Annotated in this window: 19 protein-coding genes and 1 pseudogene; 5 read left to right on the top strand and 15 right to left on the bottom strand. The window is 58.6% G+C overall.

All coding sequences use genetic code 11. The features are described from left to right. Nucleotides 1-3: 3 nt before the first annotated feature. On the bottom strand, nt 4-1,419 hold the full coding sequence (gene ccoG, locus AB4N43_RS07335; protein WP_027921712.1) for a cytochrome c oxidase accessory protein CcoG: 1,416 nt from the start codon (nt 1,417-1,419) through the stop codon (nt 4-6). 467 nt (nt 1,420-1,886) lie between these two features. Here ccoG and AB4N43_RS07330 point away from each other — a divergent pair, with 467 nt between their 5' ends. Then, nucleotides 1,887-2,876: a metallophosphoesterase family protein gene (locus tag AB4N43_RS07330; protein WP_027921711.1), complete on the top strand. Its 990-nt coding sequence runs from the start codon at nt 1,887-1,889 to the stop codon at nt 2,874-2,876. Nucleotides 2,877-2,958: 82 nt separating this feature from the next. Here AB4N43_RS07330 and ccoP (AB4N43_RS07325) read toward each other — a convergent pair whose 3' ends face one another. The 8 genes from ccoP (AB4N43_RS07325) to ccoN (AB4N43_RS07290) all read right to left on the bottom strand — a co-directional run bounded on the left by ccoP (AB4N43_RS07325) (nt 2,959) and on the right by ccoN (AB4N43_RS07290) (nt 9,880). Continuing rightward, complete coding sequence (gene ccoP / locus AB4N43_RS07325; protein ID WP_027921710.1) at nt 2,959-3,942, bottom strand: cytochrome-c oxidase, cbb3-type subunit III; 984 nt, start codon at nt 3,940-3,942, stop codon at nt 2,959-2,961. After that, nucleotides 3,939-4,124: a CcoQ/FixQ family Cbb3-type cytochrome c oxidase assembly chaperone gene (locus AB4N43_RS07320; protein ID WP_003175465.1), complete on the bottom strand. Its 186-nt coding sequence runs from the start codon at nt 4,122-4,124 to the stop codon at nt 3,939-3,941. The genes ccoP (AB4N43_RS07325) and AB4N43_RS07320 overlap by 4 nt, the downstream gene beginning before the upstream one ends. Before the next feature lie 5 nt (nt 4,125-4,129). Next, complete coding sequence (gene ccoO / locus AB4N43_RS07315) at nt 4,130-4,738, bottom strand: cytochrome-c oxidase, cbb3-type subunit II (RefSeq protein ID WP_027921709.1); 609 nt, start codon at nt 4,736-4,738, stop codon at nt 4,130-4,132. Then, entirely contained in the window at nt 4,738-6,180 is a 1,443-nt protein-coding gene (gene ccoN, locus AB4N43_RS07310) for a cytochrome-c oxidase, cbb3-type subunit I (RefSeq protein ID WP_027921708.1), read from the bottom strand. Before ccoN (AB4N43_RS07310) ends, ccoO (AB4N43_RS07315) begins: the two co-directional genes overlap by 1 nt. Before the next feature lie 499 nt (nt 6,181-6,679). Continuing rightward, a complete protein-coding gene (gene ccoP, locus AB4N43_RS07305; RefSeq protein WP_027921707.1) occupies nt 6,680-7,636 on the bottom strand; it encodes a cytochrome-c oxidase, cbb3-type subunit III in 957 nt (318 codons plus the stop codon). Continuing rightward, nucleotides 7,633-7,833 (bottom strand): cbb3-type cytochrome oxidase subunit 3, encoded by a 201-nt coding sequence (locus tag AB4N43_RS07300; RefSeq protein WP_460153656.1) that lies wholly within the window; start codon nt 7,831-7,833, stop codon nt 7,633-7,635. The genes ccoP (AB4N43_RS07305) and AB4N43_RS07300 overlap by 4 nt, the downstream gene beginning before the upstream one ends. Before the next feature lie 3 nt (nt 7,834-7,836). After that, the gene (gene ccoO / locus AB4N43_RS07295; protein WP_027921705.1) at nt 7,837-8,445 is read right to left on the bottom strand and encodes a cytochrome-c oxidase, cbb3-type subunit II; all 609 of its coding nucleotides are present in this window, start codon (nt 8,443-8,445) and stop codon (nt 7,837-7,839) included. Nucleotides 8,446-8,455: 10 nt separating this feature from the next. Beyond that, nucleotides 8,456-9,880: a cytochrome-c oxidase, cbb3-type subunit I gene (gene ccoN, locus AB4N43_RS07290; RefSeq protein ID WP_027921704.1), complete on the bottom strand. Its 1,425-nt coding sequence runs from the start codon at nt 9,878-9,880 to the stop codon at nt 8,456-8,458. Between the two features lie 98 nt (nt 9,881-9,978). On the opposite strand from ccoN (AB4N43_RS07290), the gene AB4N43_RS07285 reads away from it, so the two are divergent. Next, the gene (locus tag AB4N43_RS07285; protein ID WP_059181311.1) at nt 9,979-10,677 is read left to right on the top strand and encodes an alpha/beta family hydrolase; all 699 of its coding nucleotides are present in this window, start codon (nt 9,979-9,981) and stop codon (nt 10,675-10,677) included. Nucleotides 10,678-10,785: 108 nt separating this feature from the next. On the opposite strand, the gene AB4N43_RS07280 is transcribed toward AB4N43_RS07285, so the two are convergent. The 4 genes from AB4N43_RS07280 to acnA all read right to left on the bottom strand — a co-directional run bounded on the left by AB4N43_RS07280 (nt 10,786) and on the right by acnA (nt 16,959). Next, complete coding sequence (locus tag AB4N43_RS07280) at nt 10,786-11,253, bottom strand: hypothetical protein (RefSeq protein WP_059181310.1); 468 nt, start codon at nt 11,251-11,253, stop codon at nt 10,786-10,788. Between the two features lie 270 nt (nt 11,254-11,523). After that, nucleotides 11,524-13,089: a methyl-accepting chemotaxis protein gene (locus AB4N43_RS07275; RefSeq protein WP_059181309.1), complete on the bottom strand. Its 1,566-nt coding sequence runs from the start codon at nt 13,087-13,089 to the stop codon at nt 11,524-11,526. Between the two features lie 103 nt (nt 13,090-13,192). Continuing rightward, complete coding sequence (locus tag AB4N43_RS07270; RefSeq protein ID WP_027921700.1) at nt 13,193-13,984, bottom strand: CPBP family intramembrane glutamic endopeptidase; 792 nt, start codon at nt 13,982-13,984, stop codon at nt 13,193-13,195. A 233-nt stretch (nt 13,985-14,217) separates the two neighbouring features. Further along, nucleotides 14,218-16,959: an aconitate hydratase AcnA gene (gene acnA / locus AB4N43_RS07265; protein WP_027921699.1), complete on the bottom strand. Its 2,742-nt coding sequence runs from the start codon at nt 16,957-16,959 to the stop codon at nt 14,218-14,220. Between the two features lie 210 nt (nt 16,960-17,169). Between acnA and rlmM the strand changes: the two genes are divergently transcribed. Next, the gene (gene rlmM / locus AB4N43_RS07260; RefSeq protein WP_007945067.1) at nt 17,170-18,243 is read left to right on the top strand and encodes a 23S rRNA (cytidine(2498)-2'-O)-methyltransferase RlmM; all 1,074 of its coding nucleotides are present in this window, start codon (nt 17,170-17,172) and stop codon (nt 18,241-18,243) included. Between the two features lie 121 nt (nt 18,244-18,364). After that, entirely contained in the window at nt 18,365-18,616 is a 252-nt protein-coding gene (gene tusA / locus AB4N43_RS07255) for a sulfurtransferase TusA (RefSeq protein WP_007945068.1), read from the top strand. Here tusA and AB4N43_RS07250 read toward each other — a convergent pair. Further along, entirely contained in the window at nt 18,613-20,022 is a 1,410-nt protein-coding gene (locus AB4N43_RS07250) for an MATE family efflux transporter (protein WP_410922281.1), read from the bottom strand. The genes tusA and AB4N43_RS07250 overlap by 4 nt on opposite strands. A gap of 187 nt (nt 20,023-20,209) precedes the next feature. Between AB4N43_RS07250 and pdxB the strand changes: the two are divergent. Further along, a pseudogene (gene pdxB, locus AB4N43_RS07245) lies at nt 20,210-21,350 on the top strand (4-phosphoerythronate dehydrogenase PdxB). A gap of 144 nt (nt 21,351-21,494) precedes the next feature. On the opposite strand, the gene AB4N43_RS07240 reads toward pdxB, so the two are convergent. Continuing rightward, nucleotides 21,495-21,674: a PA1571 family protein gene (locus tag AB4N43_RS07240; protein ID WP_410922279.1), complete on the bottom strand. Its 180-nt coding sequence runs from the start codon at nt 21,672-21,674 to the stop codon at nt 21,495-21,497. Nucleotides 21,675-21,861: the final 187 nt, after the last annotated feature.

Raw genomic sequence — 21,861 nt, 5'->3', positions numbered from 1 at the left:
CTCTCAACGAATTTGGGGGCCGATGAATCGGCTCTTGGCTTCAACATGAACGCTGTCGTCATCGGCATCCTTGAGGATGAATTTCACCTCGTTGGTGCTCGATGGCAGTTGTTCCGGTGCACTGGACAGCTCCACTGGCTGGCTGAAAATTTCCCCGGCGGCGACTTTGATCTCGCGCTTGCCTTGCAGCTTGAGGTCCGGCAGGCCGGTGGCTTCCAGCACGTAGGTGTGGTCGCGCTGATCCTTGTTCATGATCTTCAGGCTGTAGACGTTTTCGATCCGGCCCTCGGCGTTCTCGCGGTACAGCACGCGGTCTTTGCTGACGTCGAAACCGACCAGCGAGCGCATGAAGAACGCGGTGATCAACAACGAGATCATCGCCAGCAGCACCACGGCATAGCCGATCAGGCGCGGGCGCAGTTTATGGGTTTTTTGCCCGGACAGGTTGTGCTCGGTGGTGTAGCTGATCAGGCCGCGCGGGTAATCCATCTTGTCCATGATGGCGTCGCAGGCGTCGATACAGGCGGCACAGCCGATGCACTCGATTTGCAGGCCATCGCGGATGTCGATGCCAGTCGGGCAAACCTGTACGCACATGGTGCAGTCGATGCAATCGCCCAGGCCTTGAGCCTTGTAGTCGATGCCTTTCTTGCGCGGGCCACGGGATTCACCGCGGCGTGGATCGTAGGAAACGATCAGCGTGTCTTTGTCGAACATCACGCTTTGGAAACGCGCGTACGGGCACATGTAAATGCACACCTGCTCGCGCAACCAGCCGGCGTTGCCGTAGGTGGCGAGGGTGAAGAAACCGACCCAGAAATACGACCAGCCATCCGCTTCGCCGGTGAAGAAGTCGAATACCAGCTCACGGATCGGCGAGAAGTAACCGACGAAGGTCAGGCCGGTGACAAACCCGATCAGCAGCCACATCGAATGTTTGCTGAGCTTGCGCAGGAATTTGTTGGCGCTCATCGGCGCTTTGTCGAGCTTGATGCGCTGGTTGCGGTCGCCTTCGGTGACCTTTTCGCACCACATGAAAATCCATGTCCAGACGCTCTGCGGGCAGGTGTAACCGCACCACACGCGACCGGCGTAGACCGTAATGAAGAACAGGCCGAAGGCACTGATGATCAAAATCCCCGACAGCAGGATGAAGTCCTGAGGCCAGAAGGTTGCGCCAAAAATAAAGAATTTACGCTCCGGCAGGTTCCACCAGACGGCTTGGTGGCCGCCCCAGTTCAGCCACACCGTGCCGAAATACAACAGAAACAAAAAGGCACCGCCCATCATCCGCAGGTTGCGGAACAAACCCGTGAAGGCGCGGGTGTAGATCTTTTCTCGAGAGGCGTAGAGGTCGACGCTGTTGTTTGCGTTCTTGTTGGGTGGAGTGACGTCGTGTACCGGAATCTGGTTGCTCATCATTGCATCCCACGGCAGTGGAAAAATGCCTCGGTCAGTACATGCCGACCGCGGTCAAAAGGGGTGGTGCAGTGGCGCAATGATACGCCTGAAGCTCTAGCACAAGGGTGCGACCTTTGGTCGCGTTGGGAAAAAAACCTGAATGGTGTAGCAGATGTAACAAAACGTGATGCAGATCAATTGACTTGTGAAGTATGGACGAATTTTGGGGGGCAGGGCTCGTTCAGTTGCAGATTTCATGCTTGGGGTCGGTGAAGGGGCAAGCCTTTTGCCTTTGATTGTCTGGCACCCGGTTCGCTGTTTGACGATAAATACCGGCCTTTAATAGTGTTGGAAATTTCAGTGAGTGAAATACTATTAATTAATTAGAGGGGGCGTTGCGTGTTTTGTTTTTGAGGGTTTTGGCATAAGTTTGTTTTCGGCGAAGAGTCGCCGTTCTTATTTGGTTTTGATGGAAATGGAATTCTATGAAGTTGTTAACAAAGAGTGGCTTTATTGTCGGCCTCATGATGGCTTCAATAGCCAGTTATGCGGCGTATGTGCCGAGCATTATAAATCCGGAATTTGCGGTGTTTACTTCTGATCCGCAATACCCCTGGACAGATAAAACAGATGCTGGCGTAGAAGAATCGGATTCTGAACAGCAGGCCCGATCCCGAACGTTGATCGAAAGCCAGTATTCCGATATTGCTCATTTCAGGAAGAGTCGTCCGTGGATGGAAGTTCCTGTCATGATCAACGGTGATATTACGGCGTATGGTCACGGCTGGCAGCGCTCCTATATTCGCTCGGTGCAGAAGAAGTATTTCGGTAGCGATTTTGTCTACGGGCTGGGTAATCATGATTATGAAAATCTCGATTGTTTTTCCGCGAGTTGTGCTGCGGGCAGCATTACCGACTTCGAGGAACATCATCGCGATAAAGTGGGGAGTTTCGATTTAAAAATCAGTGGTCCTTTCTTTAATAAGCTGTATTCCGGAAGTCTCGCCTGGTCCAGAGATGTTGGGGATGTGCATTTTGTTCAGTTGAACAACGAGCCGACGTACTCGGATCGAATTTCCCATCCCTTGAACCCGACGACCTTCGAGATCACGGACTCACTGGATTGGTTGGAGCAGGATTTGAAGACGGCCCGTGCCAAAGGTCAGATCATCCTTCTAAATATGCATAAACCAGGTTACTGGAAAGGCGATTCGGAGCAGGTCACCAGGTTCCGCAAGATAATCGCGGACAATAAGGTCACTGCAGTCTTCGCTGGTCATCTACACGAGGACGCCGGAGGATTTCAGGGTGGATACTACTTTGGCGATGTGCCCTTATTCCTGAGCGGCGCGGCGTCACAGCAGACGTACTTGATTGCCAGCTTTTCGCAAGACCGGAAATCGATGACCGTTGACCTTGTCAAAGGGAATCACTGGCCGAGTCGCACCTTCGTGGCCACGGTTGCGGTCAGGTAAACTTTCGCTACCGGCCCATAACGAAAAAGGCCCCGCCAATTCACATTGGCGGGGCCTTTTTTTGTTGCTTCAAGCGTGTGTCTTACTGAGCGTCTGCCGCCGGAGCCTTCTCGCCGTGAGACAGGCTGTAGACGTAAGCGGCCAGCAAGTGAACCTTGTCGTTGCCTTGCAGCTGCTCTTGCGCAGGCATCTGGCCCTGACGGCCGTAACGGATGGTCTGCTGCAGTTGAGCGAAGCTCGAACCGTAGATGAACGCGGCCGGGTGGGTCAGGTTAGGGGCGCCCATTGCTGGCGTACCTTTACCTTCCGGACCGTGGCAAGCCACGCAGTTGGCGGCGAACAACTTCTGGCCGGCAACCGGGTCAGCCTTGGTGCCTTCCGGCAGTTTGCGGCCATCGAGGTTGGTCAGGACAAAGGCAGCGACATCGGAAACGCCTTGCTCGCCGATTACGTCAGCCCACGCCGGCATGACGGCGTGACGGCCGCCCATGATGGTGGTCTTGATGGTGGCAGGCTCGCCGCCCCAGCGCCAGTCGGCGTCGGTCAGGTTAGGGAAGCCGTAAGCGCCTTTGGCGTCGGAACCGTGGCAGACCGAGCAGTTGGAGGCGAACAGGCGGCCACCCATCTTCAGGGCTTGCGGGTCTTTGGCGACTTCTTCGATTGGCATGGAGGCGAACTTGGCGAAGATCGGACCGAACTTGGCGTCCGACTTGGCCATTTCCTTTTCCCACTCGTGAACGCCGGTCCAGCCGGTCTGGCCGTTGGCGAACGCAGTCTGCTTCTCGTTATCGAGGTAGTTGTAACCCGGCAGCAGGCCTTTCCAGTTGCCCAGGCCCGGGTACAGCACCAGGTAACCCAAGGCAAAAATGATGGTGCCCACGAACAGCATGAACCACCATTTTGGCAGTGGGTTGTCGTACTCCTCGATCCCGTCGAAGGAGTGGCCAACCGTTTCTTCCGTCTGCTCGGCGCGCTGGCCCTTGCGGGTGGACAGCAGCAGCCAGGTCAGGGCGAAGATGGTGCCGAGACTGAGGACTGTGACGTACAGACTCCAGAACGTAGTCATTCTTTGTTACTCCTAGAAGCTTGCTCGACGTGCTTGATGGCTTCGGGATCATCCGCGAAAGGCAGCAAGGTCGCGTCTTCAAACTCCGACTTGCGCTTGGGGCTGAACACCCACAACGCCAGACCGATGAAGGCCACCATCACAACAACGGTGCCCAGGCCACGAATCATCCCGATATCCATCTAAATCACCGTTTGCTTTTGATGATGGTGCCCAGGCCTTGCAGATAGGCCACCAGCGCGTCCATTTCGGTTTTGCCCTTCACAGCATCCTTGGCGCCGGCGATGTCTTCGTCGGTGTAAGGGACGCCGAGCGTGCGCAAGACTTCCATTTTCTTGGCGGTGTCTTTGCCGTCGAGCTTGTTTTCCACGAGGAACGGGTAGGCCGGCATTTTCGACTCAGGCACTACGTTGCGCGGGTTGTACAAGTGCGCACGCTGCCAGTCATCGGAGTAACGACCGCCGACACGGGCCAGGTCCGGACCGGTACGCTTGGAACCCCACAGGAACGGGTGGTCCCAGACGCTTTCACCGGCAACCGAGTAGTGGCCGTAACGTTCGGTTTCGGCGCGGAACGGACGGATCATCTGCGAGTGGCAGCCGACACAGCCGTTGGCGATGTAAATGTCGCGGCCTTCCAGTTCAAGCGCAGGGCGAGGCTTCATGCCTTCGACCGGCTTGTTGGTAACGTCCTGGAAAAACAGCGGAACGATCTGGGTCAGGCCGCCGATGCTGACGGCGATAACCATGAAGAAGGCCAGCAGGCCAATGTTCTTCTCGACTGCTTCATGCTTCATCAGTGAGCTCCAACTACAGCAATCTGTTCAGCAGCTTTGGCTTCAGCCGGGTTCGAGGCACGTACGGTACGCCATACGTTGTAGGCCATGAACAGCATGCCGCTGGCGAAGAACGCACCGCCCAGGGCGCGAACGATGAAACCAGGATGGCTGGCTTGCAGCGCTTCGACGAACGAGTAGGTGAGGGTGCCGTCGTCGTTGATTGCGCGCCACATCAGACCCTGGGTAATGCCGTTGACCCACATCGAAGCGATGTACAGAACGGTACCGATGGTCGCGAGCCAGAAGTGCGTGTTGATCAGGCCGACGCTGTGCATCTGCGCACGACCGAACAGTTTCGGGATCATGTGGTAGATCGCGCCGATCGAGATCATCGCTACCCAGCCCAAGGCACCGGCGTGTACGTGGCCGATGGTCCAGTCGGTGTAGTGAGACAGCGAGTTGACGGTCTTGATGGCCATCATCGGGCCTTCGAAGGTCGACATGCCGTAGAACGCCAGCGACACGACCAGGAAGCGCAGGATCGGGTCGGTGCGCAGCTTATGCCAGGCGCCCGAGAGGGTCATCATGCCGTTGATCATGCCGCCCCAGCTCGGAGCCAGCAGGATGATCGACATCGCCATGCCCAGGGACTGAGCCCAGTCCGGCAGCGCGGTGTAGTGCAGGTGGTGCGGACCGGCCCAGATGTACAGGGTGATCAACGCCCAGAAGTGCACGATCGACAGGCGATAGGAGTAGATCGGACGCTCGGCCTGCTTCGGAACGAAGTAGTACATCATCCCCAGGAAGCCGGTGGTCAGGAAGAAACCTACGGCGTTGTGGCCGTACCACCACTGGATCATCGCGTCAGTCGCACCCGAGTAAGCGGAGTAAGACTTGAACAGGCTGACCGGCAGCGACATGTGGTTGACGATGTGCAGCATCGCGGTCACGACAATGAACGCGCCGTAGAACCAGTTACCGACATAGATGTGCTTGGTCTTGCGCTTGACGATGGTGCCAAAGAACACCAGTGCGTAAACGATCCAGACAATAGCCAGCAAAATTGCCAGCGGCCATTCCAGTTCCGCGTATTCCTTGGTCGTGGTGTAGCCCAGCGGCAATGTAATGCCGGCTCCGACGATCACCGCTTGCCATCCCCAGAAGTGGAAGGCCGCGAGGCTGTCGGAAATCAGTCGCGTTTGGCAGGTTCGCTGCACGACGTAATAAGAAGTGGCAAACAGTGCACAACCACCGAAGGCGAAAATCACCAGGTTGGTGTGCAACGGGCGTAAGCGTCCAAAAGTCGTCCACGGCAGACCGAAGTTCAATTCCGGCCATACAAGCTGTGAGGCGATGAAGACACCGAGCCCCATGCCAAGGATCCCCCAGACCACCGTCATGATGGCGAACTGGCGGACTACCTTATAGTTATAAGCAGTCGGACTGATTGCTGTGCTCATTCTAAGGTTCCACGGTTTGGGTGTTTTATTAGGAGTAAAAATCGGCCGCAAGTATGGAGAAAGCAGGGGGTCATTGCAACGCGCCATGACCTGGGTCAATGCTTTCAAAAGCTGATTCTGCGGCCTTTCCATGCGCCGCGTAAGGACAAAATCACCCAAGGGCAAAATGTCGCAGCGGACGAAAATGAGAAGGGGGTCCGGTCAGATGTAACGGGGTGTGTTCAAACGCAACGATCGGGTGACCGACGGCAATTGGCGCGACAGCCGGTATCTACCAGCCTTTGCGGCTTGCCATTGAGCAGAATCGTCGAACACATCGGCTAAAAACGACCTGGAACCGGCTCATGCCAGTCCGCACCGAGCAAGCTTAGACCCGAATCTGGTGAACCGAAAGAAAGAGCGTGGGGAGGGTGCGACAATGGGTCGCAAAGAAGCAGTTGCAAGCTTCAAGCTGCAAGCTTCAAGAAGATCTCGTCGCTTGCAGCCTTTGCTTTTGTCTTTACTTGACGCTTATAGCTTGAACCTTGCCGCTCAACTGCTCATCACCTTTCGAAAGGCTATAAACATAAGCCGCGAGCAGTTGCACCTTATCGTTGCCGAGCAATTCGTTCTGCGCCGGCATATGGCCCTGGCGGCCATGGCGAATGGTCTGTTGCAGCTGCGCCAGGCTTGTACCGTAAATAAAACCGGCCGGGTGCGTCAGATTCGGCGCGCCCATGGCTTCTGTGCCCTGGCCTTTTGCCCCATGACAGGCGACGCAGGTGGTACTGAACAGTTGCTGTCCGGCTTGCAGGTCGGCGCCGCTGTCGGCAGGCAACGGCAGGCCGGCGAGGTCGTGACGCACATAAGCGGCGACATTCTTCACGCCGGTCTCACCGAGGATTTCACCCCAGGCCGGCATCGCGGCCATGCGCCCGCCCATGATCGTGGTTTTGATCGTGTCGGCCATACCACCCCAGCGCCAATCGCTGTCCGTCAGGTTCGGGAAACCAAATGCACCCTTGGCGTCCGAGCCGTGGCAGACCGAGCAATTGGACGCAAACAGGCGCCCGCCCATCTTCAGCGCTTGCGGGTCCTTGGCCACTTCTTCCACGGGCATCGCAGCGAATTTGGCGAAGATCGGCCCGAACTTCGCGTCGGCCTTGTCCATCTCCTTTTCCCATTCGTGCACGCCAGTCCAGCCGTTTTCATAGCCCGGCAGAATGCCTTTCCAGTTGCCCAGGCCCGGGTAAAGAATCAAATAACCGACGGCAAACACCAGCGTGCCGGCGAACAGCATGAACCACCACTGCGGCAGCGGGTTGTCGTACTCCTCGATGCCGTCGAAGCTGTGGCCCATGGTCTGGTCGACGCTGCCCTTGGTTTCGCCCTTGCGGGTGCCGATCAGCAACCAGGTCAGGCCGATCAGGCTGCCGATAGTCAGTACGCAGATCCACGTACTCCAGAAGGTGGTCATGGCCGGGTACTCCTTGTTTCAGGTTCTTGGGTGGCGTCATCGGGTTTCGGTTCGTCGGCGAACGGCAACAGGCGCGCTTCGGCGAATTCCGGGTTGCGCTTGCTGTTGAACACCCACAGCGTCAGGCCGACGAAGGCCACAAACACCACGATCGTGCCTAAGCCTCGAATCATTCCACTGCTCATTTCAACGACCATGGCTCACCTCTTGCTCTTGATGGCAGTGCCGAGCACTTGCAGGTAAGCGACCAAGGCGTCCATTTCGGTCTTGCCCTTGAGCGAAGCGGTGGCCCCGGCGATGTCATCGTCGGTGTACGGCACGCCCAAGGTGCGCATGGCGCGAATCTTGGTTTCGGTGTGGCTGCTGTCGAGCTGATTGGCCACCAGCCATGGATAGGCAGGCATTTTCGATTCCGGCACCACGTTGCGCGGGTTGTACAAGTGCGCGCGGTGCCAGTCTTCCGAGTAGCGACCGCCGACCCGCGCCAGGTCCGGCCCGGTACGTTTCGAGCCCCAGAGGAACGGGTGATCCCAGACGCTTTCGCCGGCGACCGAGTAGTGGCCGTAGCGTTCGGTCTCGGCCCGGAACGGGCGGATCATCTGCGAGTGACAACCCACGCAACCTTCGCGGATGTAAATGTCGCGACCTTCCAGTTGCAGGGCGGTGTAGGGCTTCATGCCTTCCACCGGTTTGTTGGTCACGTCCTGAAAGAACAGCGGGACGATCTGGGTCAGGCCGCCGATGCTCACGGCCAGCACCATCAACAACAGCAACAGGCCGACGTTTTTCTCGATTGTTTCGTGTTTCATGGCGGACTCCTCAAGCCATCTGCGCGGCAGCGGCGACGTCGGCAGGCTGCGAGGCCCGTACGGTGCGCCAGGTGTTGTAAGCCATCAGGAACATGCCGCTGAGAAAGATCGCACCGCCCACCAGTCGCACGACGAAGCCTGGGTGGCTGGCCACCAGGGTTTCGACGAAGGAGTAGGTCAGCGTGCCGTCTTCGTTGACTGCGCGCCACATCAGGCCCTGGGCGATGCCGTTGACCCACATCGAGGCGATGTAGAGCACGGTGCCGATGGTGGCGAGCCAGAAGTGCGCGTTGATCAGGCCGATGCTGTGCATCTGCTCGCGACCGAAGATTTTCGGGATCATGTGGTACAGCGCGCCGATGGAAATCATCGCCACCCAGCCGAGTGCTCCGGCGTGAACGTGGCCGATGGTCCAGTCGGTGTAGTGGGAGAGGGCGTTAACCGTCTTGATCGCCATCATCGGCCCTTCGAAGGTCGACATGCCGTAGAACGCCAGCGACACCACGAGGAAGCGCAGGATCGGGTCGCTGCGCAACTTATGCCAGGCGCCCGAGAGGGTCATCATGCCGTTGATCATGCCGCCCCAGCTTGGCGCCAGCAGGATCAGCGACATCACCATGCCCAGCGACTGTGCCCAGTCCGGCAGTGCGGTGTAGTGCAAGTGGTGCGGGCCGGCCCAGATGTACAGGGTGATCAGCGCCCAGAAGTGCACGATCGACAGGCGATAGGAATACACCGGGCGCTCGGCCTGTTTCGGCACGAAGTAATACATCATCCCGAGGAAACCGGCGGTGAGGAAAAAGCCCACCGCGTTGTGGCCGTACCACCACTGGACCATGGCGTCGGTCGCACCGGAATACACCGAGTAGGACTTGGTGAAACTCACCGGCAACTCAAGGTTGTTGACGATATGCAGAATCGCCACGGTGATGATGAACGCACCGAAGAACCAGTTGCCGACGTAGATGTGTTTGGTCTTGCGCTTGGCCAGCGTGCCGAAGAACACGATGGCGTAGGCGACCCAGACGATGGTGATCAGAATGTCGATCGGCCATTCCAGCTCGGCGTATTCCTTGGAACTGGTGTAACCCAGCGGCAGGCTGATCGCCGCCAACAGGATCACCAGTTGCCAGCCCCAGAAGCAGAACGCGGCGATTTTCGGCGCAAACAGCTGTGTCTGGCAGGTGCGTTGCACCGAATAGAACGAACTGGCGAACAGGGCGCAACCGCCGAACGCGAAGATCACCGCGTTGGTGTGCAACGGGCGCAACCGGCCGAAACTGGTCCACGGCAAATTGAAGTTGAGTTCGGGCCAGACCAATTGGGCCGCGAGAAAAACCCCGAGCCCCATGCCGACGATGCCCCACACCACCGTCATAATGGCGAATTGGCGGACCACCTTGTAGTTGTAGGCGGTACTGATAGAAGTGTTCATGGTTCCCCATCCACGGTTCAGCTGAAGTGAAGTCGTCTGCGCAAGGCAATGACGCTCCCTTCGGCCGGAGTTATAGGCAGACTAAAAGCGAGGCAAGCATGGACAAACAGCACAAGGCCGGTATTGACGGGGATCAATGGGCGCAGTGCGTGCAGGATCATGGATGGTTGTGGAATGCGGCTACAGGGCCGGCATCGACGACGTTGATCCTTGCCCATGGCGCCGGAGCGTCGATGGACAGCGAATGGATGAACGACATGGCCGCACGCCTTGCTGCGCTGGGCGTCAACGTGTTGCGCTTCGAGTTTCCATACATGGCGCAACGGCGTGTTGATGGGGGTAAGCGACCACCCAATCCGGCGCCGAAACTGCTGGAATGCTGGCGTGAGGTGTATGCCGTGGTGCGACGCCATGTCACTGGGCGTTTGGCTATTGGCGGCAAGTCCATGGGTGGGCGGATGGCGAGTTTGCTGGCTGATGAGTTGGGGGCGGATGCATTGGTGTGTCTGGGGTATCCGTTTTACGCAGTGGGTAAACCGGAAAAACCTCGGGTCGAGCATTTGGCCGGGTTGAAAACGCGGACGCTGATTGTTCAAGGCGAGCGGGACGCGCTGGGGAATCGTGAGGCGGTCGAGGCTTACACGTTGTCACCGAGTATCGAAGTGTTCTGGCTGGTGGCAGGGGATCATGATTTGAAGCCGTTGAAGGCTTCGGGGTTTACGCATGAGCAGCATTTGGCGACTGCGGCGCAAAAAGTAGCCGAATCTATCTGTCAGATTTTTAGTTTTAATACCTAGCCGGATCTTCATCAGATAAAAAATGAACGTTTGAATAGAGAATCCCCGATGTATCTATCAGGGATTTCTACAATGCGCTGGTAAGGGGAGGAATCCCTGCTGACCGAACTAAATGTTGTCCCGTAATTCGGAGGTCATTTGTATATTTCCTTCTGGATTTAAGTTGTAGCCGTCGCTGGTGAATGTGGCAGCAAAAGTGCCTGATACAGTCCCTTTTTTGGGGTCGAGCTTGATGCGGAGTTTTGCTGTGTCCGCATCGACAATCCTGATCCAATTACCTGGCTTGTCGGGAAGGGAGTGAAAGTGTTGAAAGTTGAGTCCGTTTCCGAGCGTGTACTCTTGCGCAATCAGATCGTCTCCCTTGTAATCGATCCACATTTGGTAGGCGAAATAAGTGCCCTCGGAGCTGTTTCCTACAGACCCCCAGAAGAGCCAGCTGATTTTTCCGCTGGCATGCTGATGTTTAGAAAAACTATTCTGTTCAGATGTTGTTTTATGTGCATTGTCATTCCAGTCGAACAAGTTTTTGGAAGTTATAGATTGTTGTTCTGGCAGTAAAATATCGTGAATAGCCATGGTTCGTCTCCTGCGGTTTATTGATTTGTTAATCAGGTAATTGCCAGGTTGCGAAAATGGTTTTAGCGGGTAATAGGTCTTTCTGCTACTGTCAAAGTTGTCAGTTGTATGTTTTGTTGAATTGTGATGATGGGGGAGGGAGTACATAAATAGCGTATAAAAAACAATTGGTTGAGTTAAAGCTCTTACGTCAAAAGGGACCGCATGGTTTCTACAGACGAAAAAAAACCGGATGTTTGATTTTCCGGTTTTTATTCATCCCTTCAACGATCAGCGATTAAACCGCTCCACCAACGAATACTGCGTATTAGCCGTCTTCGTCAGCTCTTCACTCAACAACGCCGAGTTCTGCGCCTGTTCCGACGTCTGGTCAGCCAGTTGCGAGATGTTGCTGATGTTGCGGCTGATCTCTTCAGCTACTGCACTTTGCTCTTCGGTCGCCGCCGCGATCTGGGTGGTCATGTCGGTGATGTTGGCCACCGCTTCGCTGATCCCCACCAGCGCCTGATCCGCTTCCAGTACCCGCGCCACCCCTTCTTCGGCCTGGCGATGCCCGGCTTCCATGGTTTGCACGGCGGTGCTGGCAGTCTGCTGCAGCTTGGCAATCAGGGCGTGGATCTGCCCGGTGGATTCACTGGTGCGCTGCGCCAGTTGACGAACTTCGTCAGCCACCACCGCAAAACCACGGCCCATCTCCCCGGCGCGGGCCGCTTCGATGGCGGCGTTCAAGGCCAGCAAGTTGGTCTGGTCGGCGATCCCTTTGATCACATCGACCACGCCGCCGATTTCGTCGCTGTCCTTGGCCAGTTGAGTCACGGTCAGGCCGGTTTCACCCACCACCACCGACAGACGCTGGATGGCATCGCGGGTTTCCCCGGCGATGTCGCGGCCGCGACCGGTCAGGCGATTGGCCTCCTGGGTGGCGTCGGCGGTGCGCTGTACGTGGCTGGCGACTTCCTGAGTGGTGGCGGCCATCTGGTTGACGGCGGTGGCCACTTGCTCGGTTTCGACGCGCTGACGTTCCAGGCCGCTGGAGCTGTTGTGCGCCAGGGTATCGGACTGTTTCGCTTGTTCGGTCAGGTGCTCGGCGGTGTCCTGCAGACGGGTCAGGCAGGTTTTCAGACGGGCTTCCTGGCTAAGGATCGACATTTCCAGGCGCGCCTGGGCGCCGCGGCTGTCGGTGTACATCTGTGCGATCAACGGGTCGGACGTGGTTTGCCCGGCCAGGACCAGCAGGCGCTTGAGACCACGCTGCTGCCAGCTCAGCCCCATCAGGCCCAACGGCACCGACAGGCCGGCCGCCAGGGCAAAGCCCCAATGGGAATTCAGCGTCGCACCGATCATGAAACTCAATTGGCTGACCAGAATGAACGGCAGCCAGTCCTGAAGCACCGGCAGCCATTTATCAGTCGATGGAATGGCGGACTTGCCCTGGTTGATGCGTTGGTAGAGCGCTTCGGCACGCTGGATCTGTTCGGTGGTGGGTTTGATCCGCACCGACTCGTAACCGATCACCTGGTTGCCCTCGAACACCGGTGTCACGTAGGCGTTAACCCAATAGTGATCACCGTTCTTGCAGCGATTCTTGACGATGCCCATCCATGGCAAGCCTTGTTTCAGAGTGCCCCACATGTGCGCGAACACGGCGGCCGGGACGTCGGGGTGACGGACCAGGTTGTGCGGTGCGCGGACCAGTTCCTCACGAGAAAACCCGCTGATCTCGACGAACGCGTCGTTGCAGTAGGTGATCACGCCCTTGGCATCGGTGGTGGAAATCAACCGTTGCTGTGCCGGGAAGGTCCGTTCGCGTTGGGTAATGGGCTGGTTGTTACGCATGGCTAATTCAATCCGCAAGGCTTTGAAAGGTTGTCGGCGGTGTCAGGAATTAGTTGAAATTATTTTTCAATAATCAGCGCTGCGTCGCAAAATGAGCATTGCCTCAACCCGCGAGCATCGGATAGGTGAACAGCGCGAAGTGCAGCAGGTTCAGGCCGAAATGGGTGGCAATGGCGGCACCCAAACCGCCGAAACGATAGGCCAGGCCGTACCCGACACCGGCGAGGCTCGCCAACAGCACCCATTGCCAGCCAGCACCCACATGCACCAGGCCGAACAGCAACGACGCGAGCAGCAGGGCGAGGTTTTCGCCATAGGGCAGGTGTTTGAAGCTACGGCTCAGGCCGCCCTGGATGTAGCCTCGGAACAGCGCTTCCTCAACCAGCGTGACTAGCAACAGATTGTTCAGCAGCCACAGCCAGGCCTGGTCTGGCCACTTCGGCGCCCAACTGATCATGCCCAGCAACAGCGCCCCACCCAAGGCCAGTACGGCACACAGCGTCAGGGCCAGGGCGGTGGCGTAAACGCCCAGGCGCCAGGAGCGCCGGCCGACAATCCATGGACATACCAGCAGTAGCCAGAAGCCGATCAGCGGTTTGTCCTGATTCAGGTACATGGAAAACGGCACGGCATCGGCGGTGAGGTATTGAGGGGCGATCGCGCGACCGTTGAAGAACCCGGGGAGCCAGTGCATCGCCAGCGACATGGCCAGGAAGATGAACAGGCCGTGACCGAAGTAACGGACGATCGGGAGTTTTTGCTGGCGGACGGCGGCACCGGCCGCTAACAGCAAGGCGATGGTGATCAAGGCCAGCCAGCTGAGTTGGCCGTAGGTCAAAGCGAGGCTGAAGCCAAGGGAGAGAAGGGCCAGGTAGGTCCATGGCAGGGCGATCATTGAGCATCCTTAATGTGCAAAATTTTGCGGCATACGCCGGCCCCCTGTAGGAGTGAGCCTGCTCGCGATAGCGGAGTGTCAGGCGACATTGATGTTGAATGTACCGCCCTCATCACGAGCAGGCTCACTCCTACAGAGGTTTTGTGTTGGGTATGCAAAAGCGGGGGGATTATGGGCCGTTTGCGGCACAAACAAAAACACCGCCCGAAGGCGGTGTCTTTGTCAGCAGGCCTTTATGAGGCAATCAACTGGCGCAGCACATAGTGCAAAATCCCGCCGGACTTGAAGTACTCGACCTCATTGAGCGTATCGATGCGGCACAGCACGTCGATCTTTTCCTTACTGCCATTTTCACGGGTGATCACCAGCGTCAGGTTCATCCGCGGCGTCAGCTCCACACCGGTCAACCCTAGGATATCCAGGGTTTCCTTGCCGGTCAGGTTCAGGCTCTTGCGGTTCTGATCCAGCTTGAACTGCAACGGCAACACGCCCATGCCGACCAGGTTGGAGCGGTGAATTCGCTCGAAACTTTCCGCGATGACCGCTTTCACGCCCAGCAGGTTAGTGCCCTTGGCCGCCCAGTCGCGGCTTGAACCGGTGCCGTATTCTTGACCGGCAATTACCACCAGCGGCGTGCCTGACGTTTGATAACGCATGGCCGCGTCGTAGATCGGCATTTTCTCCATCGTAGGAATATAGAAAGTGTTGCCGCCTTCCTCGCCGCCAAGCATTTCGTTGCGGATACGAATGTTGGCGAAGGTGCCGCGCATCATCACTTCATGGTTGCCGCGACGTGAACCGTAGGAGTTGAAGTCCCGCGGCTCCACGCCTTTGTCGCGCAAGTACTCACCGGCCGGGCTGTCGGCCTTGATATTGCCGGCGGGGGAGATGTGGTCGGTGGTCACCGAGTCGCCGAGCAGCGCCAGTACCCGCGCCCCGGCGACGTCCTTGACTTCCGGCGGCGGGCCGCCGATGTCGTCGAAGAACGGCGGATGCTGGATGTAGGTCGAATCGTCCTGCCACACATAGGTCGCCGCTTGTGGCACCTGGATGGCTTGCCATTGCTCGTCGCCGGCAAACACTTCGGCGTATTCCTTGTGGAACATCGCCGTGTTGACCTGACTCACTGAATCGGCAATTTCCTTGCTGCTCGGCCAGATGTCCCGCAAGTACACCGGATTGCCGTCCTTGTCATCGCCCAGCGGCTCACGGCTGATGTCGATGCGCACCGTACCGGCTAGCGCATAGGCAACGACCAGCGGCGGGGAGGCCAGCCAGTTGGTTTTCACCAGTGGATGCACGCGTCCCTCAAAGTTGCGGTTACCCGACAACACCGAAGCAACGGTCAGGTCGGCGGCCTGAATGGCTTTTTCAATCGGCTCCGCCAATGGGCCGGAGTTGCCGATGCACGTGGTGCAACCGTAGCCGACCAGCGCAAAACCCAGTTCATCGAGGTATTGAGTCAGGCCCGCTGCCTTGTAGTAGTCGGTGACCACTTTCGAACCGGGCGCCAGTGAACTCTTGACCCACGGTTTGCGCTTGAGGCCTTTCTCCACAGCCTTTTTCGCCACCAGACCCGCCGCCATCATCACGCTCGGGTTGGAGGTGTTGGTGCAGGACGTGATCGCGGCAATCACCACCGCTCCGTTTTTCAGGCGGTAGGTCTGGCCGTCGTGTTCGTAATCGGCTTCACCGGCCAAGTCCGCGTTGCCCACTGCGACACCGCCGCCGCCCTCACTTTCCAGGCGTCCTACTTCCTTGCTGGTGGGTTTGAATTGCAGGTCGATGAAGTCCGTGAACGCCTGCGCGACATTGGGCAGGGAAACACGGTCCTGCGGACGTTTAGGGCCGGCGAGGCTGGCTTCGACGCTGGTCATGTCCAGCGCCAGGCTGTCGGTGAAGATCGGTTCCTTGCCCGGCAGGCGCCACAGGCCTTGAGCCTTGCAGTAGGCCTCGACCAGTTTCACCGTTTCCGGTGGTCGGCCGGACAGGCGCAAATACTCCAGCGTCACATCGTCCACCGGGAAGAAGCCGCAAGTGGCGCCGTATTCAGGGGCCATGTTGGCGATGGTCGCGCGGTCGGCCAGCGGCAGGTCGGCGAGGCCGTCGCCGTAGAACTCGACGAACTTGCCGACCACGCCTTTCTTGCGCAGCATCTGGGTGACGGTCAGCACCAGGTCGGTGGCGGTGATGCCTTCCTTGAGTTTGCCGGTGAGTTTGAAACCGATGACTTCGGGAATCAGCATCGACACCGGTTGGCCGAGCATCGCCGCTTCCGCTTCGATCCCGCCGACGCCCCAGCCGAGCACGCCGAGGCCGTTGATCATGGTGGTGTGGGAGTCGGTGCCGACCAGTGTGTCGGGGAAAGCGTAGGTGCGGCCATCCTCGTCCTTGGTCCAGACCGTGCGTCCGAGGTATTCAAGGTTGACCTGGTGGCAGATCCCGGTGCCCGGCGGCACCACGCTGAAGTTGTGGAAGGCGCTCTGGCCCCAACGCAAGAACGCATATCGCTCACCATTGCGTTGCATCTCGATGTCGACGTTCTGCTCGAAGGCGCTGGCACTGGCGAATTTGTCGACCATCACCGAGTGATCGATCACCAGGTCCACCGGCGACAGCGGGTTGATGCGTTGCGGGTCGCCGCCAGCCTTGGCCATGGCGGCGCGCATGGCGGCCAGGTCGACCACGGCGGGCACGCCGGTAAAGTCCTGCATTAGCACGCGGGCGGGGCGGTACTGGATTTCGCGGTCGGAGCGACGCTCCTTGAGCCACGCGGCAATCGCCTTGAGGTCGGCGCCGGTGACGGTTTTTTCGTCTTCCCAGCGCAGCAGGTTTTCCAGCAGCACTTTCAACGACATGGGCAGCTTGTCGAGATCACCGAGGCTTTTGGCCGCGTCGGGCAGACTGAAATAATGGTAGGTCTTGTCGTCGACTTGCAGGGTTTTAAGGGTTTTCAGGCTATCGAGGGACGGCATTGAAATGACTCCTTTGGGTCCGCACGGCGACGGACTGGCGGGACGGACAGAGCTCTTAACCTAGCCCTGTTTGGACGTTAAGGCTAATAACTGGACTCTATGGTTAAGTCCAAGGTTCCGAACTCGGCTATCATGCGCCGGTTTTCGTGACAGGCTTTGCTACAGGGCAAGTTTGCGCATCGATTCATTGCCGATTGCCCAGGAGATTCAATGAACACCCTCTTTATGCATTGCCGGCCGGGCTTCGAAGGCGAAGTCTGTTCCGAGATTGCCGAACACGCCGCCCGCCTGAACGTGGCCGGTTATGCCAAGGCCAAAACCGCCAGCGCCTGCGCCGAGTTCATCTGCACCGAAGAAGATGGCGCCGAGCGCCTGATGCGTGGCCAGCGTTTCGCCGAGCTGATCTTCCCGCGCCAATGGGCGCGCGGGATCTTTATTGATCTGCCGGAAACCGACCGCATCAGCGTGATCCTGGCGCACATGGCGGACTTTCCGCTGTGCGGCAGCCTGTGGCTGGAAATGGTCGACACCAACGATGGCAAGGAACTGTCGAACTTCTGCAAGAAGTTTGAAGGTCACCTGCGCAAGGCGCTGATGGCCGCCGGCAAACTGGTGGAAGATGCGCACAAACCGCGTCTGCTGCTGACGTTCAAGAGCGGCCGTGAGGTGTTCATGGGCCTGGCTGAGTCGAATAACTCGGCGATGTGGCCGATGGGCATTCCGCGCCTGAAGTTCCCGCGTGAGGCACCAAGCCGTTCGACGCTGAAACTGGAAGAGGCCTGGCATCACTTCATCCCGCGTGACCAGTGGGATGAGCGTCTGCACAGTGACATGACCGGCGTCGATTTGGGCGCTGCCCCCGGCGGGTGGACCTGGCAACTGGTTAACCGCGGCATGCTGGTGACCGCCATCGACAACGGCCCGATGGCCGAAAGCCTGATGGACACCGGTCTGGTGCAACACTTGATGGCCGACGGTTTCACCTTCAAGCCCCGGCAGCCGGTGGACTGGATGGTTTGCGACATCGTCGAGAAGCCGGCGCGCAACGCCGCGATGCTGGAAGAGTGGATTGGCGAGGGGCATTGCCGGGAAGCGGTGGTCAACCTCAAACTGCCGATGAAGCAGCGTTATGCCGAGGTGAAGCGCTTGCTGGAACGCATCGCCGATGGGTTCAAGGAGCGCGGCATTCGGGTCGAGATCGGCTGTAAGCAGCTTTATCACGACCGGGAAGAAGTGACGTGCCACCTGCGCCGGCTGGATGTAAAGAAACCGAAATCCCGCTGATCCACACAACCCATTTGTGGGGAAGAGCTTTTGTGGGAGCCCCCATAGGGGCGGCTGTATGCCACAGATGACCGAAGACCCGGCAATGCGCGACAATGCTGGCCAGTTTCAGGAGTTAATCATGAGTGAAATGCTTGATACGCCGGTAGACGGCACCCTCGACGCCACCGGCCTCAACTGCCCGGAACCGGTCATGATGCTGCACCAGCACATCCGCGACCTGGTGCCCGGCGGCCTGCTCAAGGTGATTGCGACCGATCCGTCGACCCGTCGCGACATTCCCAAGTTCTGCGTGTTTCTTGACCACGAACTGGTGGCGCAGCACGAAGAGGCGGGCACCTACCTGTACTGGATTCGCAAGAAACTCGCTTAACCCGCCGAATGACTGATACGAATCCGCTTGCGTGCACTGCGCGCCAGGCGGATCGACAGCATCAGCGCCGCGCAGCTCAAGCCCACGATCAAACCTTGCCACAGCCCGCTCGGGCCACTGGGTGCACCCAGCCAATCGGTCAGGCCCAGCGCGTAACCCACCGGCAAACCAATCCCCCAATAGGCGAACAGCGTCAGGATCATCGTCACCCGCGTGTCCTGGTAACCGCGCAATGCGCCGGCTGCCGTCACCTGGATGGCATCGGAAAACTGGAACAGCGCCGAGTACACGATCAGCATCGCGGCCACTCGAATCACCGTCGGGTCAGCGGTGTAGATCGCTGCAATGTGCTCGCGCAGCAACAGCATCATGCTCGCGGACAGGCAGGCATACGCCAGCGCCGTGCCCATGCCGACGCCCGCGGCGAAACGTGCCTCGCGTGGTTCCTGTCGACCGAGGGCCTGGCCGACCCGCACCGTCACGGCCATGCCGAGGGAGTAAGGGATCATGAACACCAGCGAGCTGAAGTTCAGGGCGATCTGATGGCCGGCGACCACGGTGGCGCCAAGGCTGCCGATCAGCAGCGCAATGACGGCAAAGATGCTCGATTCGGCGAACACCGCGATGCCGATCGGCAGGCCAATGCCCAGCAAGCGCTTGATCACCGACCATTGCGGCCAGTCGAAACGGCTGAACAACTGGCTCGACTGATACGCCGGCGCCCAGCGTTCCCAGCCGGCCATGCCCAGCGCCATCACCCACATCACAATCGCCGTGGCCCAGCCGCAACCGACACCGCCCATCGCCGGTACACCGAAGTGGCCATAGATGAAGATGTAATTGAGTGGAATGTTCAGCGCCAACCCGCACAGGCCCAGCACCATCGCCGGACGCGTACGCCCCAGGCCATCACTGAAGCAGCGCAACACATGGTAGAAGGCGACGGCGGGCAAGCCGCTGGCGATGCCGTGCAGGTATTGCATGCACGGGCCGATCAATTCGGGATCGACCTTCATCATGTGCAGGATCGGCTCGGCGCTGAACAGCATGCCGGTGGCCATCAAACCCACCACCAGGGCGAGCCACAGTGCCTGACGCACAATCGGCCCGATTTCGCTGTGGGTGCCGGCACCAAAGCGCTGGGCGACTTTTGGCGTGGTGGCCAGCAAGGTGCCGGTCATCAGCAGAAACACCGGCACCCAGATGGAGTTGCCCAGTGCGACCGCCGCCAGATCCCGAGGCCCGACCCGGCCCGCCATCACCGCATCGACAAACCCCATGGCAGTGGTTGCCAGTTGCGCGATCATGATCGGCAGCGCCAGGGTGAGCAGGTTTTTCAGCTCCAGGCGAACCCGGGCCGGGCGGGTGAGGGTGGTAGCGGCAAGGCGGTCAGTCACGGAATTCAAAGGCGAAACGTCCAAAGGTGTTGATGCGCAAGGCGATGCATTCTACGCCCTGACGCAGTGGTCAGGAAAAGTCCTGTGTTAGGGATTTGTAATTGTATTTCGGACGTTGCGAGATTCCCTGCGCAATGCTTGCTGGCTCACAAAGGTCATCTCCGCCTACACTGCCGATCCGCCAAAGGAGCCTGCCATGCTGATTGTTGCCGACGAAAATATCCCGCTGCTGGATGCCTTCTTCTCAGGGTTCGGTGAAATCCGCCGGGTACCGGGACGTTCCATCGACCGCGCCACCGTCGAACAAGCCGATGTGCTGCTGGTCCGCTCGGTGACCAACGTCAATCGTGCCTTGCTCGAAGGCAGCAACGTGCGCTTTGTCGGCACGTGCACCATCGGCACCGATCACCTGGACCTGGACTACTTTCAGCAAGCCGGCATCACCTGGTCCAGCGCGCCCGGCTGCAATGCCCGGGGTGTGGTCGACTACGTGCTCGGCAGTCTGCTGACCCTGGCTGAAATCGAAGGCGCTGACCTGACCCGGCGCACGTATGGCGTGGTCGGTGCCGGCGAAGTCGGCGGTCGTCTCGTCAAGGTCCTGCAAGGTCTGGGCTGGAACGTGCTGGTGTGCGATCCGCCCCGGCAGGCAGCTGAAGGCGGTGATTTTGTCAGCCTCGAACAGATCATCGAGCAGTGCGACGTCATCAGCCTGCACACCTTTGAAGAAGCACGGCGCGCAGTCGACCTGGCATTTGTTCGATAAAAACCGCTTGGGTCAGCTCAAACCCGGCACCTGGCTGATCAACGCCAGTCGTGGCCCGGTGGTCGATAACGCCGCCCTGCGCCAAGTGCTGCTTGAGCGCGAAGACCTGCAAGCGGTGCTCGACGTTTGGGAAGGTGAACCTGAGGTCGACGTGGCGCTGGCGGAGTTGTGCGTGCTGGCGACGCCGCACATTGCCGGTTACAGCCTTGATGGCAAACAGCGTGGGACGGCGCAGATCTATCAGGCGTATTGCGCGTTTCTCGGGCAGCCGGCTCAGGTCAGCCTGAGTGATTTGCTGCCGGCACCGTGGTTGTCGCAAGTGACCCTGCATGCGCAGGCTGATCCTGCGTGGGCGCTGGCCATGCTGTGCCGTGGTGTGTACGACCCGCGCCGTGACGATGCGGATTTTCGCCGCAGTCTTGTAGGCAGTGTGAGCGAACAGCGTGCGGCGTTTGATGTGCTGCGCAAGCATTACCCGTCGCGTCGGGAGATTGATGGGTTGCAGGTGCGGATTGAGGGGGATTCGGCTGAGTTGCGCAGGATTGTGGCGGCGTTGGGGGCTTCGGCTGTATAGAGACCGAGTTGGCCCCATCGCTGGCAAGCCATGCTCCCACAGGTCTTGGGGCGTTCGCTGAATGGGTGGACGATTCAGCACCCTCAAAAATCACCCATAAAAAACCCGGCCAACCAGGGCCGGGTCAAGAAGACGGTGGCTATATCACTCTTGTTCGGCAGGCTTGACCAATCGCTTTTCCAGTTCGCTGCACGCTTTCTGGATCATGTCTTCAGTGATCGGTACTTCACGCCCATCGGCATCGATAATCGAGCACCCCAGAGACTGGTGTGGCTGTGTGCGGATCACTTGAATCTTGTCTTCGCTGCTGTTTTGCAAGGACATGGCCTGTCTCCTCTTCAGGTGTGTGCTTACTTTAGAACCTTCAGGTGACCGGGCTATGACAACTCCCTGCGATCTTTCCCGAACGGCAATGTCAGTCCACCAGAAATTTATAAACGTTGCCACCCGGACTTTAGACCAATAGCGTCTAGGGGCTAGTCGTCGCGGTCATAATTAACCTGACTCATTG

It is taken from the genome of Pseudomonas sp. S2_B07, from assembly GCF_054668435.1.
The sequence above is the reverse complement of the archived record's forward strand: the minus strand, read 5'-3'. Positions and strand labels throughout refer to the sequence as shown.